This window comes from Jeotgalibacillus aurantiacus (assembly GCF_020595125.1).
In the GTDB taxonomy this organism is placed as follows: domain Bacteria; phylum Bacillota; class Bacilli; order Bacillales; family Jeotgalibacillaceae; genus Jeotgalibacillus; species Jeotgalibacillus aurantiacus.
Genome location: NZ_JACNMS010000001.1, coordinates 179,103 through 193,916, shown reverse-complemented (window position 1 = coordinate 193,916; position 14,814 = coordinate 179,103). Strand labels below are relative to the sequence as shown.

The 14,814-nt window shown below is 42.0% G+C and carries 14 protein-coding genes; 8 read left to right on the top strand and 6 right to left on the bottom strand.

The window, feature by feature from the left end; translation table 11 throughout:
* The first annotated feature begins 34 nt into the window (after positions 1–34).
* The gene (locus H7968_RS00900) at positions 35–940 is read left to right on the top strand and encodes an acetamidase/formamidase family protein (RefSeq protein WP_227394377.1); all 906 of its coding nucleotides are present in this window, start codon (positions 35–37) and stop codon (positions 938–940) included.
* Between the two features lie 372 nt (positions 941–1,312).
* Here the strand turns inward: H7968_RS00900 and H7968_RS00895 are convergent, their stop codons facing one another.
* Positions 1,313–1,564 carry a hypothetical protein gene (locus H7968_RS00895; RefSeq protein ID WP_227394376.1) on the bottom strand — a complete coding sequence of 84 codons (252 nt, stop codon included), beginning with the start codon at positions 1,562–1,564 and terminating at the stop codon, positions 1,313–1,315.
* Positions 1,565–1,851: 287 nt separating this feature from the next.
* Here H7968_RS00895 and H7968_RS00890 point away from each other — a divergent pair, with 287 nt between their 5' ends.
* On the top strand, positions 1,852–2,481 hold the full coding sequence (locus H7968_RS00890) for a hypothetical protein (protein ID WP_227394375.1): 630 nt from the start codon (positions 1,852–1,854) through the stop codon (positions 2,479–2,481).
* Positions 2,482–2,561: 80 nt separating this feature from the next.
* On the opposite strand, the gene trxA is transcribed toward H7968_RS00890, so the two are convergent.
* Together trxA and H7968_RS00880 are read right to left on the bottom strand one after the other, a co-directional pair.
* Positions 2,562–2,870: a thioredoxin gene (trxA, locus tag H7968_RS00885; RefSeq protein WP_227394374.1), complete on the bottom strand. Its 309-nt coding sequence runs from the start codon at positions 2,868–2,870 to the stop codon at positions 2,562–2,564.
* Between the two features lie 2 nt (positions 2,871–2,872).
* On the bottom strand, positions 2,873–3,241 hold the full coding sequence (locus tag H7968_RS00880) for a MerR family transcriptional regulator (protein ID WP_227394373.1): 369 nt from the start codon (positions 3,239–3,241) through the stop codon (positions 2,873–2,875).
* A gap of 181 nt (positions 3,242–3,422) precedes the next feature.
* On the opposite strand from H7968_RS00880, the gene H7968_RS00875 reads away from it, so the two are divergent.
* Positions 3,423–4,940: a plasmid pRiA4b ORF-3 family protein gene (locus tag H7968_RS00875; protein WP_227394372.1), complete on the top strand. Its 1,518-nt coding sequence runs from the start codon at positions 3,423–3,425 to the stop codon at positions 4,938–4,940.
* A gap of 73 nt (positions 4,941–5,013) precedes the next feature.
* Here the strand turns inward: H7968_RS00875 and H7968_RS00870 are convergent, their stop codons facing one another.
* Complete coding sequence (locus H7968_RS00870; RefSeq protein ID WP_227394371.1) at positions 5,014–5,475, bottom strand: hypothetical protein; 462 nt, start codon at positions 5,473–5,475, stop codon at positions 5,014–5,016.
* Between the two features lie 167 nt (positions 5,476–5,642).
* Between H7968_RS00870 and H7968_RS00865 the strand changes: the two genes are divergently transcribed.
* The 5 genes from H7968_RS00865 (at position 5,643) to H7968_RS00845 (ending at position 12,838) form a co-directional block, all read left to right on the top strand.
* Entirely contained in the window at positions 5,643–6,122 is a 480-nt protein-coding gene (locus H7968_RS00865) for a hypothetical protein (RefSeq protein ID WP_227394370.1), read from the top strand.
* Between the two features lie 180 nt (positions 6,123–6,302).
* Positions 6,303–6,818, top strand: a complete 516-nt coding sequence (locus H7968_RS00860) for a DUF6843 domain-containing protein (RefSeq protein ID WP_227394369.1) — start codon at positions 6,303–6,305, stop codon at positions 6,816–6,818.
* Positions 6,819–7,405: 587 nt separating this feature from the next.
* Positions 7,406–8,698 carry an S-layer homology domain-containing protein gene (locus H7968_RS00855; RefSeq protein ID WP_227394368.1) on the top strand — a complete coding sequence of 431 codons (1,293 nt, stop codon included), beginning with the start codon at positions 7,406–7,408 and terminating at the stop codon, positions 8,696–8,698.
* 439 nt (positions 8,699–9,137) lie between these two features.
* Entirely contained in the window at positions 9,138–10,154 is a 1,017-nt protein-coding gene (locus tag H7968_RS00850; protein ID WP_227394367.1) for an S-layer homology domain-containing protein, read from the top strand.
* 179 nt (positions 10,155–10,333) lie between these two features.
* Positions 10,334–12,838 (top strand): bifunctional 2',3'-cyclic-nucleotide 2'-phosphodiesterase/3'-nucleotidase, encoded by a 2,505-nt coding sequence (locus H7968_RS00845; RefSeq protein WP_227394366.1) that lies wholly within the window; start codon positions 10,334–10,336, stop codon positions 12,836–12,838.
* Between the two features lie 90 nt (positions 12,839–12,928).
* On the opposite strand, the gene H7968_RS00840 is transcribed toward H7968_RS00845, so the two are convergent.
* Positions 12,929–13,933: a YheC/YheD family protein gene (locus H7968_RS00840; RefSeq protein ID WP_227394365.1), complete on the bottom strand. Its 1,005-nt coding sequence runs from the start codon at positions 13,931–13,933 to the stop codon at positions 12,929–12,931.
* A 322-nt stretch (positions 13,934–14,255) separates the two neighbouring features.
* On the bottom strand, positions 14,256–14,798 hold the full coding sequence (locus H7968_RS00835; protein WP_227394364.1) for a hypothetical protein: 543 nt from the start codon (positions 14,796–14,798) through the stop codon (positions 14,256–14,258).
* Positions 14,799–14,814: the final 16 nt, after the last annotated feature.

The following is a 14,814-nucleotide window of genomic DNA, read 5'->3' as shown; positions in this document are numbered from 1 at the left end:
TTCCTGTAAACTACTCTTAAAAGGAGTGATTCACATGACAAAACATCTTGCGAGGGAGCATTTCGTTTATAAAATGGATAAAAGCAATGCGCCTGTGCTCACGGTTAGGTCTAGCGATCAGATTGAAATTGATACATATGACTGTTTTGAGAATCAGATTAAGTCGGAGATGACGGATTTTAATGCGATTGACTGGGATAAGGTGAATCCTGCGACGGGTCCGATTTTTGTGGAGGGTGCGCAGAAGGGAGATATTCTGAAGGTCCGGATCGATGATATTGAGCTTGGCGATCGCGGTGTGATGGTGACGGGTCCGGGGCTTGGTGTGATGGGCCACCGGATGGAGGATTTTCAGGTGAAGATCATTCCGATTCAGGATGGAAAAGCGGTTTTTAATGACCGGTTGGTATTGCCGCTGAACCCGATGATTGGTGTGATTGGAGTGGCGCCTGAAAATGAAGGCATTTCATGCGGGACGCCGGGCGCCCATGGTGGAAATATGGATACGAAGGAAGTAACGACTGGGGCGACACTTTATTTCCCGGTTTTCCATGAAGGAGCGCTGCTGTCACTAGGTGACCTGCATGCCGCAATGGGTGACGGTGAGATCAGCGTTTCAGGGATTGAAATTCAGGCAAAGGTCAAAATTACGGTTGAAGTGATAAAAGGTACCGAGATTTCTTATCCGTTTTTAGAAAACGAAGAAGGTCTTTCTGTGCTTGTCTCTAAAGAAACGCTGGATGAAGCGGCAGATACGGCTGTTGAACTGATGATTGATTATCTTCAACCACATACTGATTTAACGCTTTCCGAGCTGACCATGCTGATGAGCGCAACCGGGCAGGTTCAGGTGAGCCAGATTGTGGATCCGCTAAAGACGGCGAGATTCTTTGTGCCTCGGTATGTGTTGGAATTTTATGGGATAAAAGTTTTTCGATAAAAGTTATAAAAGAGATGTAGTCTGAAATCAATTATATTATTTAGGGGGAAGTGCTAATGGATCGCACTTATATGACTTTCTTACACGTAGGAATGACCATCTTTCTTTCTGCTACTATTTTTTATGCCCTTGCGATTTTTATGAAAACCGATTCGCCCGTTACTGATTTTGTATTGACGACCATTTGTGTGCATTTAATTTACAGGAGTTGTGTGTCGGGTTATACGAGTGTTCGGACTATCAAATGAAAAAATAGTGGAGTATGAAGTTTTTTAAAACTTGAATCATTCAACACATAATTTGGTCAAATCGTTCTTAAATGATTGTATAGAAAAAAGAGAACAGCACATTGTGAACTGCTCTCTTTTTTTCTTAAATAGCCGTTGTATTCTGAAGCCTCGTTTGTTCCTGATTAATTCTCTCAGCGCTCTTATAAGCATCATAGAGTCCCCAAACCCAGACGATCGGATAAGTAATAAACCCAATAAGCAAAAAGAATAATAGTGCATTAACAATCTGAAGCCCGATCATGAGGACGCCTTTCATAATATGACCATTATAAATTTGTCCAAGACCCGTCCAAAAGAAACTAAGAAGTGCTGCGATACCCGGATTTTTCATCATAACTCCTCCTTGTAAATTTTTTAAGACATAATACCTATAAAATAGAATAGCTCTTTTTTACAATAAAAGATAATAAATAATGATTTATGTATCGATATTCTGCCTGGTAGAAATGTTTTGTCATTTAAAATAATGGATAGGATACGCGCTGGCGAATGTATATATTTACATAAAAGTGGTGTATTCACTATTGGTTTTTAAGTCAAATGATAATTTTTTCCTTTATTAGAGTATAATGGAGCTATATCATTTGTGTGATTTTACTGAGATAAATGGAGGGAAAAGTGATGAAATCTAAGAAGATTGTGTGTGGTTCTGTGCTGGCTATGCTGCTTGCGGGATGCTCGGGCGAATTGTCGGAAAGTGAAGTGAAAGAGGCGTCTTCTGATGAAGCTGCAGTACTTGAATCCGCTACAGAGAAAATGCAATTTGAACTCGACTTAAATATGGAATATCTCCAGATGGTTCTCGATAACAGTCCTCTCCTGTCAGAAAAAAATGATGAGAAACTGGGAACAGATTTAGAAGGAACTCAATTGGAAATTGAATTTAACAATTTTATTACTCTAATTGAATCACAGAATGGAAGCCTCTATGAAACAGAAGTGGAAGGGACTATCCTTTCAACAGACGGAAACTTCGACCTGAACGGTAATGGAGAGATGTACAAAGTCCAACTCGATGACGGCTCAACCATCTACGAAGGAAGTTATAAAGGAGACATCAACACCAAGGCAGGAGAAGACACCTTCAATCTAACCTTAAGATACAACCCTGACACCGAAGAAATCGATATAGTCATCACCAGTGGGGTTATCTACGAAACAGCTATCTTACCATTTGGAACGCCGTTTTTACTTCAGCCGGCGTTGGATGATTTGTATAAGAAGAAAAACAAGGTGCATGATGTGAATTGACTGGGGGACGGAGCGGCCGTTCCTTTTTTATGTAGGGGGGACATAGCTGGTGAAAAGGAACACCGGCTCCGTCCCCTCTTTCAATAAACCTCTTCAATCTTTCTCAAAATTTGTTCCTTCGTGTGAAACCCTCTCATGGTTTCCTTAAGCTGTCCTTTTTTAAATAACAATAGAGTGGGCAATCCCATAATGCTGAATTGTGAGGCCAGTTCAGGTTGAGCGTCGGTGTCGACTTTGTTGATCGAAACCCTGTCGCTTAGTTCTTCTAACAGCTCTTCTAACACCGGTTCCTGCATGCGGCATGGAGGGCACCAGGATGCACCGAAATCGACCAGTACGATGTCTTTTTTCACTTCGTTGTTAAATGATTCTTTAGTTAGCTCTAACATTTTTATTCCCCCGTTTCATTATTACTCTCATGTTGAAAGGCTGCCACGCGTTCCAGTAAATTAGAGCGGATCATTTGAAGCGTTTCGATCTGTTTATCAATCTCCTCAAGCTTTTGTTCATAAACCGGAAGCACTTCCTTACAAAAAGACTCCCTATTTTGCAGAACACAATGCAAAAATCCTGAAATCTGTTCAATAGAAAGCCCTAACTCCAAATAAAACCTGATCGTTTTCACCTGCTCCACAGCCGATGAATTGAAAACACGATATCCATTAGCCAACCGGGTAGCCATCAATATTCCCTGCTCCTCATAATACCTCAGAGACCGGACACTCACCCCTGTCAGCCTTGATAATTCACCAATCTTCATGACATATGCCTTCTTTCATAAGAATGTATATTTATTTTAAACTGTAACATTAATGTGAGGGTCAAGAGAAACTGGGGGGACGGAGCGGCCGTTCTTTTTGAATTAGTGGGGACAGAGCTGGTGAAAAGGAACAACGGCTCCGTCCCCCTGTTATAATGAATCTAAAAAGGAGGCTAACTCTATGATTCTAGAACTAAAAGTAACTTTGCTATATGAAGAAAAACCGGTCTGGAGAAGGATTCGTGTTGATGACCGGATGAGTTTTCTTGAGTTGCATGAGGTGTTGCAGGTGGCGTTTGATTGGACGAATTCGCATTTGCATCATTTTATGATTTATCAATCTAATGGGCTGGAGAATGAAAGGTCTATTGGGATGGAGGACGATGATCCTTTGTATGAGGATCCCTCTAAGCTTAAGGAAAAGGATGAAATTGTTGGGGATTGGTTAAATCGCGTGAATGATCACGCTGTTTATATTTATGATTTTGGTGATGACTGGGCGCATGAGATTGTGGTTGAGCATATATATGATCATGATGAGAGTAAAGTGGTGCCGTATTGTTTGGAAGTGATGGGAACAGCTCCAGCTGAGGATTCCAGGGGAGAAGTAAATGATGCTGGGCGAATTCCAAATGATGAGTTATTAAAAGAGATTAATGATTTGTTTTCTCAGGGATACCATCAAACATTAGGCAGCTACGATTCCTTTTTTGATCCTGAAACAGAGGGTGAAGAAGTGATGGAGCCGAGTTATGATCTCATTCAGCTGATGAAGGATTTACATAAAGCTGCTCCTTGGGAAGTGCTACATTCTGATCAGGTGTTCGCAATTGATCAGCAGGGATTTATGGTGTTTGTCTCTGTCATGGGTGCGGCAGGAATGGAAAAAGGTCTTGCTATTTATCCTTCGATGGAGGGATGGCGCACGTTGAGTTCGCTATTTAGAGAAGATGATGAGGACTATAGGTATAAGCAGTTTGCGATTACAGCAACATTTAACGATCGTAACGACCTTGATCCGATTGATTATGGTTTGGTAAAAGATACTGGCATTTCCTTTAGAGGAAAAGGGAGATGGCCGATGTTCCGCAGTTATGAGCCTGGCTATATTCCGTGGTACATAAATGAGCATGAAGAGTCCCTGGTGACATTTGTTGTGCGGCACGTGCTTGATGTGACGAAAAGAATTCGTGAGGGCCTTGAAGTCATCGCCCCTTTTGAAACAGGTTATATGTACACTCGTGTGGCGGGCGATGGTTTCTATGAAGAACACGGCGTTGAAATTACGGAGTTTGACCGGATGCTTGAAGAGGAACAGCAAAGTGTTGAAAATGAACTCCTCATTAAGCAGCTGCAGTCGATCCCGATTGTGGATGATCATATCGAATTTGGAGGGACTTACACCAGGCAGCCAATCGTCGAAAAACGTGGTGACCGACCATTCTTCGGACTGATCGTTGCAGGCTATTCGAAAAAAAGCGGACTGTTTTTAGTCAACGAGACATACGGGCCCATCCCGAAACCCCTTGCCCTGCAAGACGCCTTCTGTAAAATGGTCATCGAACAAAACGCCATGCCAGCCCAAGTCACCGTCACCCATAAAGACTACGAATATCTCGAACGGTTTTTTAAAGCCCTTCCTGTGAAAGTGAGGAAAGTGAAGGAGATTGGGCAGTTTAGGATGTTTGGTGTTTTATAGGGGGACGGAGCGGGCGTTTCTTTTTCATATAGGGGGGACAGAGCTGGTGAAAAGGAACACCGGCTCCGTCCCCCTATTCGCAATCAATTGATGTCATAACCTCCTCCACGCTTGCTGTCTTAATCCCGCCAGGTACAGAATCGTTGTGCTGGATAAAGTCTGCCAGATAGGTTCCCTGTTGGTCTTCGTACACGATGAGTGAGAAGGTTTGTGTGTCTCCGTTATTTTGGATGCAAGTTTCGCTCAAGGGGTATGAGTGGGAGTATAGTGTTTGACCCGCAAATGATTGTATATCAATGCCGAGTTGTTGATAGGACTCGATTAGTTCTGGGTAAGTTGCAGAAGTAGCAGTAAATTCGTGTTTTTCCCCTTCGTTTAAAGACCAGTTGAAGCTGTCCGCATATTTTTCTTCTAAATAGATGTTAAGGGATTGGTCCGGTGTAACAGATTCTTTTACTATATCATCCTGTTCCATATACTTTGGACTGCATTCTGCCAGCAAAAAAAGTGCGAATAAAGCGGGGATATACTTCATGATTTTCCTCCTCTAAAACATATTGGTTGTTTTGTATAACGATTAGTTGCTTCAGAGAGTAAAAAAGTTACAATTAAAACAATGTTAAACTTGAATAAAAATTTGGCAAATAATTAATCATCCTTTCAAAGCGATCCAGCCAATTAGAACATATGAAGGAGGACATCATGGAAGAGAATTTTGTAAAAGAGGTTAAAATTGGATTGAATAGCTTTCCAATCGGATATTTTGATACGCCACATCCATTACCGAAAAAACAATACTATGAATATTTTGATCATCCAGATATTGAAGTAAGAAGATACTCCTTTGCTGCTTTTTTAGTTCTCATGGGAAACTGGGATGCTACATGCAGTTTTGTTATTTATAAGGATGATGAATTTGATCAACACGTTGGGAGTATTTTGCGAAATAGAGACCGGTTGAAAAAGGAATTTCCCAATGTGTATATTCAGCTTCTTGATTTTCTAAAGAACATAGATAGGGACTATATTCAAACATCTCGAACAGAGAACACTTTGGATCCAGTGCTTCGTGACCATTTAATAAAAGTCATTGATGAAGAATTAGCTTCTCGGCATGTGACTTCTATGAAATTGATCATAGAAGAGATGAAATTACAGCCTTTTTTTAAGAGTGATTTTTGAAGAGGGGGACGGAGCGGGTGTGTCTTTTCACCATCTCTGTCCCTTTCTTGCTAAAAAGGAACGGGCGCTCCGTCCCCACTATCTTTATTGTGAAAAACTTCACAAACTATCTTCTGTTTATATGTCAGTTATGTTACGATAAAAAGAGAAATTTGGAAAAGAGGGATTGTTGTGAAGAGGTTGTTTGATTTCTGGCATGTTTTGTTGGGATTTGGTGTTTTGATTTTTGCTTTTTCATTTATTTTATTGTATTTTCCTTTGAATATGTTTTTGGGGAATGGTAATGACAGTTCAGTAAAAGGAGAAGCAGTGGAAGTAGAGATGAAGGAAGATGAATTGTTATCGGAGATGGACCCGATAAGAGAGGGGACGGTGACATTTTTGATACCTGAGCATTTTTCCGGGGAATTCGTTGTGGTAAATGACTTGGCATCTGCTGAGCCCACGGAATTTGAGGATGAATTGAATGTTACTTATTCTATCAATGAAGAAGGTTATTATGCGACTTCCTCACCTGATTTAATTTCAAGTATTCAGCCCGGTATTCCAATAAACTATGCTTTTTATTTTGTGAATGAAGAGGGAAATCGCAGTGAGATCGCTATGCAATGTGTTCAACATCACAGGTCAGTGATCTTGTCCAATGATCCAGTTAATCTTACATATACAGGATTTTCAGTCAAACAAAACGACTGATCAAATGATTTTCTTCCTATTGAGCTGGACCATACGAAGTCACACCCGGTTTTGAACAAAGTGATTAAGGAGTATTATGGAATCGAATTTAACTGGTGAGAAGGGATAACTGTGATTAGGTTACTTAAGTTTTCCGGTATTTTTCTATTATGCTCGCTCGTATATCAATTTTTAGTGGTTACATATTTTCATAATAATGACAGGCTGGAACAACCGCTATTGGAATCGGTAATCATAAGTCTGTACATATACTTAACTATCATTCCATTCACGGCCGCTATGAGCATCATCTGTTATGTTGCTTACTGGTTATTGACAAAGAAAATAAAGATACCTGTTAGCTTAGGAGCGATTATGTTTTCTTTAGTGATGTTGCTACTTTATCTATATGCTGGTGGGGTTAGATGAGAATGGGAACGGAGCGGGCTTTCAAAACAGCAGCTCTGTCTTTTTATTAAAAAAGGAACGGGCGCTCCGCACTCCTTAATCAAAAACACTCCTTTATACTCTTTTTTAAATTAATAAATGTGACTATCCTTATATAAAATAGGATTTAAGTCTCAAAAATTCATTCGGGGAGGTATTCGATGAAAAAAGTTTTGGTTTCGTTTATGATTGCTTTACTTGTTTTTGGATTGTATCAGGCTCCGGTTTTCGCTGAAGAGGATCGGGAGACGATTAGTATTGATTTTAAGGATACAGAAAAGCTTGAGTGGGTTAAGGATTCGATTGGACGGATGAAGGAAAAGGGAATTTTTCAGGGATATGAAGATGGAACATTTAAGCCTAACGCACCGGTTCTGAGAATGCAGACAATCATTACTGCTGTCAGGTTATTAGGGCTTGAGGATGAAGCTAAGGCTATGAATCCAGATGAAATAACACTACAATTCAAGGATGCAAAAGCTTTACCGGACAACGTCAAAGGGTATGTGGCTGTAGCACTTGAAAACGGACTTTTTGAAATGCAAGAAACAGTTGTCAATCCTTATAAACCTGCTACAAGATTATGGGTTTCAGGTGTTTTGGTAAGAGCATTGGGACTTGAGGATGAAGCCCTCGCTTCAATGAATGAATTGCCTGATTTTAATGACTTGGATAAAATCCCGGCTGGAGCCATTGGTTATGTAAATGTAGCATTGGAATATGGCATTTTCACTGGAACACTTGAAGGGAATTTTAATCCGCATAAAACAATTACTCGTGCACAAATGGCTGCAGTTTTAGATAGATCTTATGGGAATATGTTGGAAGAAAATGGATCAGTCACAGTTGATGGCCAGGTTGAAAGCATTTCTTTTGATGGAGAAGATGGTTTGATCAGTGTCAACTCGTTTACAGGCGAGGCGCAGAGCTATTCAATAAATAAAAACTTGCTAGTACAATACGATACCAGATTTATGGCTGCAGATCAGATTCGACAGGGTGACTTCGTTGAGCTCTATGTCCTGGACAATGTTGTACAGGAAGCTTCAGTATATACGACATTACCAGATAATAGCTCATCAATGAATGGAATTCAGCATCTGAAAGTAGAAGCCGAAAATGGAGAAGACGAATTCGAACTTTCTTACAAGCTGAAAAAAGGAAAAGAATCAGCCAAAATTGAAATCGAAAACAGTATCGAAGAACAGGAATACAAGGATTTTGAAGCAGTCGAATTAATAAGCAGCTATGTCAAAGAGTGGAATTTGACTTCAGAAACGACAGAAGAAGAACTAACCACATCCATCATTGCGACACTAGGATTCACACCCGAAGAGCTTGAAGTACATGTAAAATTTGCTGATGGCAGCCGAATCAAGTACGAAATGGATGAAGATGATAAAGATGATAAAGAAGATGATGATGGTGATGATGATTTAGACGAGAATGAATAAATATTGATTAGGGGACGGAGATGGTGTGCATTTTGCACAACTCCGTTTTTTTATGGGGACTGAGCCGATGTTCTTTTCAGGATGCTCTGTCCCCGAGATAAAAAAGGATTGAGGTTTTTGAATACATTTTTTGCTCATATAGGTACTTTTTATTTATTCATATTTATCAATCGGTCATTGCATGTAAGAAAGGGACGGAGCGAGTGTTCCTTTCTGCAAACTCTGTCCCTGAGTCTTAAAAAAAGAACGTGCGCTCTGTCCCTCAGCCTATGATAAAAGCTTCTTCTTAACATGAATAAAGTTTTAGCTGAACGTCCTCACCGTTAGTCCAAAAGGTTCTTTTTAAATTTATTGTCGAAATATTGCTTTTTTCCTCATTGGTTTCCCTTACAATATGACTGAAGTAGAGATTTTGTATGAGAAGGGAGTTTGTTTTTCTTTGAAGAAGCTTGCTGTATTGTTGATGAGTTTTGTCATGGTGCTTAGTTTCTTGCCTGGTAAGGAAGGGAAGTCGTTTGGCGGGTTGTCTGATGTGACAGTGTCTTATTGGGCTTATGATTATATTATGCCGCTGGTAGATCAGGAGATTATCAGAGGGTTTGAGGATGGAACGTTTAAACCTGAGCGTCAGGTGACGCGTGGTCAGGCTGCTATGCTGATTGGAAGGGCGCTTGAATTGGATACACAGAATCGACCGGACCCTGGATTTTCTGATGTGTCCCCAACGACTAGTGGATATGATTATATTGCTGCTTTAGTTGATGAGGGTGTATTTATGAAAGCAGAGAAATTTAATCCTGCGGCTCCTTTAAAACGTTCACAGATGTCTAAAATTTTGGTAGAGGCATTTGAATTAACGGGAACATCGAGTAAGACATTTACTGATGTAACGAGTGCTCATTGGGCACGTGGCTATATCAGTACTCTATTAGCTAATGAGATCACCACCGGAAGAACGCCTGACCGTTTTGATCCGGAAGCGCATGTGAATCGTGCACAAATGGCGGTGTTCATTTACCGTACATTATACGGTGAAATTCAGAAGGACGATTCAAGCACGGGTGGACAAGATCCTCAAATGGTGAACGAGATCCTGACATTGATAAATAAAGAGCGCGCTGCTGAAGAACTTGCTCCGTTAAAGCTTGACCCAGCCGTACAGGAACTTGCTGATCTGAAAGCAGCTGATATGCGAGATAACGATTACTTTGATCACTTCTCGCCTAAATACGGAACCATCTTTCAAATGATGGACGAAAAAGGAATCACAAGAAAATCTGCAGGAGAAAACATAGCCGCAGGACAAAGCGGAGCTTCATCCGCCATGAATGCATGGATGAACAGCGAAGGACACCGTGCCAACATTCTAAATCCAGGATATACACACGTTGGCATTGGGTATTCTGAAGGCGGAAGTTATGGGACTTATTTTGTGCAGGTTTTTGTAGGGAAATAAAAGCAGGGGGACGGAGCGGGTGTTCAAAATCACCAGCTCTGTCCCCTTTTTGGTAAAAAGGAACGCCCGCTCCGTCCCCCTAACAATTATTTAACAAAAACCCCATCCTTATTGTGCTAAAATGATAATTGATGGAATTCATTCCATCATAATACATGACGAAAGCGGGTTGAACGATTTTGGGTAAGAGCAGGAAGGTTGCAGGATCGGTTTTAACGTTGGGGCTTTTGGTAACACCTTTTGTTTTGGCAGATGGCGCGAAGGCAGCGGAGGGTGATCAGGTGAAGCTGCGGATTATGGAAACGACGGATTTGCATACGAATGTATTTCCGTACGATTATTATCGCGGAACAATGAATCAGAATGTTGGTTTATTGAAGACAGCGACTCTCATTGAGCAGGCGCATGCTGAAGCGAAAAACTCTGTGCTTGTGGACAATGGAGACACGATTCAGGGTACACCTCTTGGGACTTATTTTGCGAAAGTGGAGCCTGTGAAAGAGGGCGAAATTCATCCAATGATCAAGGTGATGAATGAGCTTGACTATGACATGGTGACGCTTGGTAACCACGAATTCAACTATGGACTTGACTTTATGGAGCAGGTGTATGGAGATGCGAATTTTGGATATGTGAGTGCAAATACATATGTAGATGACGGGGATGACGATCCGTCAAATGACCAGCCGGCTTATGATCCATATAAGATTGTGCCGAAAACGGTTATAGATGAAGAAGGTAACGAACAGACGATCAACGTTGGCTATATCGGCTTTGTCGCACCGCAGATTGTGCAGTGGGATAAAGCAAATTTAGATGGCAAAATCATTTCAAAGGATATTGCGGAATCAGCTGAAAAGTACGTTCCTCAGATGAAGGCAGAAGGCGCGGACGTGATTATTGCGATTGCGCACACAGGTTTTGATCAGATGGCGGAAAAAGGCGCATTCTCTGAAAATGCGATTCTTCCATTAAGTGAAGTGGAAGGCATTGATGCGATCACGTTTTCACATACGCACAACACATTCCCTGCTCCAGCTGGCGCGCAGTTAAGCTCGGGCTTTAAAGATGCAAATGGCGTACTTCCGTATATTGATGCTGACAAAGGAACGATCAACGGCGTTCCTGCAGTTCAGGCCGGCTTTGGCGGCGGCTACCTCGGGCTGATCGACCTGACGCTTGAAGAGGTAAATGGGGAGTGGGAGGTTACAGACTCTCAATCTGCCAACCGCTCAATTGCCAATGTGGAAATCAATGAAGAGCTTGCTTCATTCGTTGAAGCGGATCATCAGGCAACGATCAGCTATTCTGAAGGAAAACTTGGTACAACAACGGCTCCGATCTACAGCTTTTTTGCTTTAGTAGAGGACGATCCATCGGTACAAATCGTAACGGATGCGCAGAAATGGTACGTGGAGGAATACATTCGCCTTAACTCACCAGAGCTTGCAGACACACCAATCCTGTCAGCAGGGGCACCATTTAAAGCAGGCCGAAACAGCATTGAAGAATACACAGACATCGCAGAAGGCGACCTGACTATCCGCAGTGCAGGTGACCTTTATTTATACGACAACACATTAAAGGCCGTTCAGTTAACAGGTGCACAGGTGCGCGAGTGGCTTGAAATGTCAGCCGGTAAATTCAATCAGGTTGATCCGGATTCAACAGAACAGCAGGAGCTCCTGAACCCTGACTTCCCTGCGTTTAACTTTGACGTAATCGACGGCGTGACTTACGAAATCGACATCACGCAACCGGCTAAATATAACAATGACGGCACGCTGAAAACGGCAGATGCTAATCGTATCGTCAACCTTGAATACAACGGTGAACCTGTTTCTGACGACCAGGAATTTATCGTCATCACCAATAACTACCGTGCAGGCGGCGGAGGAAACTTCCCGGGTCTCGCAGATGCACCACTTGTCGTTGATTCAGCAGAAGAAAACCGCCAGATCCTGATGGATTACATCACAGAGCTTGGCGAAGTAAACCCGTCAGCAGACCAGAACTGGCAGATCAAGCCGATCGACGCTGACCTGAACGTGACATTCCTTTCAAGCCCGGCTGCTGAAAAATATGCAGACGGACGCATCAGCTATACAGGTGAAACGGATGAGAGAGGCTTTGGCGTTTATCGCTTCAGCATGAAGTCAGAAGCAGAAGTCCCGGCAGAGCCAACATTTAGCGATGTGCCGGCAGAATTCTGGGCTGCAGCCTACATCAATGATCTATCAGAAAAGAATGTTGTAAAAGGTTATGCAAACGGTATGTTTAAGCCAAACAATCCTGTGCTCAGAGGACAATTCCTATCCATGGTCGTGCGTTCACTTGGCCTGAGTGATGGTGAACTCACACTCGAGCAGGAAATTGAACTTGCCATAGAAAACGGCATTACAACAAGAACTACAGCAACCTTCAACCCATACGAGCGCGTAACACGCGAACAAATGGTGGCCATGCTCATGCGTGCATATGAAGTCAAAAACGGAGAAGCATACGATGCTGAAAATAACTCAGTCTACACAGACCGAGGCGCCATCAGCAGCGTCTTTACCGAATACATCGACGCCGCAACCGAACTCGGCTACATCAGCGGCAGAGAAAACGGCAGCTTCGACCCACGTGGCACGTCTACACGAGCACACGCTGCGAAGGTGTTGTCGTTGTTTTTGAAATAAACAGGGGGACGGAGCGCGTGTGCTTTTTCACGAGCTCTGTCCCTTTTATGTGGGGACAGAGCTTCTAAAAAGGAACGGGCGCTCCGTCCCCTAATGAATTTTAAAATGCTTTCCCTTTCTATCCTCTAACGGAATTTTTTCTAAAGCATGCACCACTGTTTTGGCCAGTCCGATACGATGTTTGGCGCGTTCTTTTTCGCGTGTTTCTGCGAATGTGATGATTTCTGGGCCGGTGTTGGCTTCAAATAGTCGAAAGTTGTGGTCGGGATCAAGACCGTAATCAAATGCGAGTTCGTCGATCATAAAGGGATAGAATTGATCGATGTGTTGAGCGAGTTTGAGTGAGCGCTGGATGATGTTGTTATACATCGTGATTCCTTTTTTTTCAAATTGTTGATGTAATAAGTCAATAGCACGGATGGTTTTGTTGCCTTTGTAATTGCTGATTTGCCACCCTTTTTCGGCAATGTCTGCAATGACCGCTCCACATGTCCACACTGATTTTGAATTTCTCATCACATGGACCCGAATATGAAAGACGTGGCCTTCTAGCGTTAATGAAGGGATATAAGGCTGAATCATATAGTTCCCTTTTTTACAAAGGTCACTGATCATCTTTTGAGTGAAGAATCTATTATATGTGGATCTATTCTGACCATTTTGAAAGATAAACGATTGTTCGCTCTTTCTGGTAACAACAAAAATCCCTTGCCCTTTTCCAGAATTGGTTGGTTTCAAGATGCTTTTAGGGGATTCTCTGACAATCTGTGAAAAATCTCTCAGTGTCCTCAGAGGATAAGAAGGTATTAACAGGTCTGAAAAATCCTCACTTCCCTCTAAACGTTGGTAAATCGATAACTTATCTTCAATCAAATGCGATAAAAATGGAACCTCTAAACGAAGTAACTTCTCTTTATCAAGATGCTTAACCCGATCAGGGGAAGTTGAACAATCATTCATAATTAACTTAGGGAAGTTCGTTAACCGATTGATCCAGGTTCCATTCTCAAATCCCTTACCCTGAATCTGACAGGATTGAAAATCAACCTCATCAATACTGAAAAACACAAGCTCCACAGATTGTTCAGCAGCCACTTCCAAATAAGCCTTAATCCGCTCCGGAGTTAAAACTGACAGTGGATTTTTACGATCATTGTACACTCCAATTAACATTGTCATCACCTGTTTCAATTATACATATAGGGGACGGAGCGGGCGTTCCTTTTCTAACGAAAAATTGATTCTCCGTTACCGTTCGTTTGCGAACAAATAAAAGAAGCACGGGATCGAATCCGTGCTTCAGCGATAAGGTAGTCGTCATTATGTATGATCGACCTAGTTCTTTATACCACTTTGGGACTGTTTTAAACCAGGGGGACGGAGCAGGTGTGCCTTTTAGCCAGCTCTGTCCCCTGTTTTAAAATGGACTAGGCTTTCCATTCCCTTGGTCGTCTTCAGGCCAGGGCCACCTGTCTTCAAGCCACAAAAACTTTTCAACGGCAATAAAGAAGCGTTCCCTGTCTTCCTCTGTTTTCAACCTTTCAGGAAAGGAGGCCTCCTCGAGATTTGAATACAGTTCCTTCATAATGTTTTGATGTTCAGTCGAAATGGGTTCGTCTGATGAATTGTCCTCTTCGAATACTTTTAAATATTTGAATAAAAGTGCTTCATGCAAGAATTTTACTAGTGCTGCCTCTTCCTGATCAGCCGAAGACGAGATTTCCAGAACCCAACCAGCTGCCTTTTCTGCAGAATAAACACCCCTAGCAAAGTTGCCGTGCAGATCTCCCGGGTTATTTATGTATTCATTACTTTCCTGCAAAAGGTGGAACGAGAGAAGTGTATCACCCAATAAATTGAAATATATAAGTTCTGTTTCCTTCCTCTCCTTAACCCATAGAGTGACGAATATAAGATTGGAAATTAGTAAAAGGAATAGAAAGATGGTTGTTTTCTTCATTTTATCTCCTTTGAGG

Excerpts from the sequence above, each read along its gene's own strand:
- H7968_RS00900 (WP_227394377.1), top strand. The coding sequence starts at position 35 with ATGACAAAACATCTTGCGAGGGAGCATTTCGTTTATAAAATGGATAAA.
- H7968_RS00895 (WP_227394376.1), bottom strand. The coding sequence starts at position 1,564 with ATGATGAAAAATCCGGGTATCGCAGCACTTCTTAGTTTCTTTTGGACG.
- H7968_RS00890 (WP_227394375.1), top strand. The coding sequence starts at position 1,852 with ATGAAATCTAAGAAGATTGTGTGTGGTTCTGTGCTGGCTATGCTGCTT.
- trxA (WP_227394374.1), bottom strand. The coding sequence starts at position 2,870 with ATGTTAGAGCTAACTAAAGAATCATTTAACAACGAAGTGAAAAAAGAC.
- H7968_RS00880 (WP_227394373.1), bottom strand. The coding sequence starts at position 3,241 with ATGAAGATTGGTGAATTATCAAGGCTGACAGGGGTGAGTGTCCGGTCT.
- H7968_RS00875 (WP_227394372.1), top strand. The coding sequence starts at position 3,423 with ATGATTCTAGAACTAAAAGTAACTTTGCTATATGAAGAAAAACCGGTC.
- H7968_RS00870 (WP_227394371.1), bottom strand. The coding sequence starts at position 5,475 with ATGAAGTATATCCCCGCTTTATTCGCACTTTTTTTGCTGGCAGAATGC.
- H7968_RS00865 (WP_227394370.1), top strand. The coding sequence starts at position 5,643 with ATGGAAGAGAATTTTGTAAAAGAGGTTAAAATTGGATTGAATAGCTTT.
- H7968_RS00855 (WP_227394368.1), top strand. The coding sequence starts at position 7,406 with ATGAAAAAAGTTTTGGTTTCGTTTATGATTGCTTTACTTGTTTTTGGA.
- H7968_RS00835 (WP_227394364.1), bottom strand. The coding sequence starts at position 14,798 with ATGAAGAAAACAACCATCTTTCTATTCCTTTTACTAATTTCCAATCTT.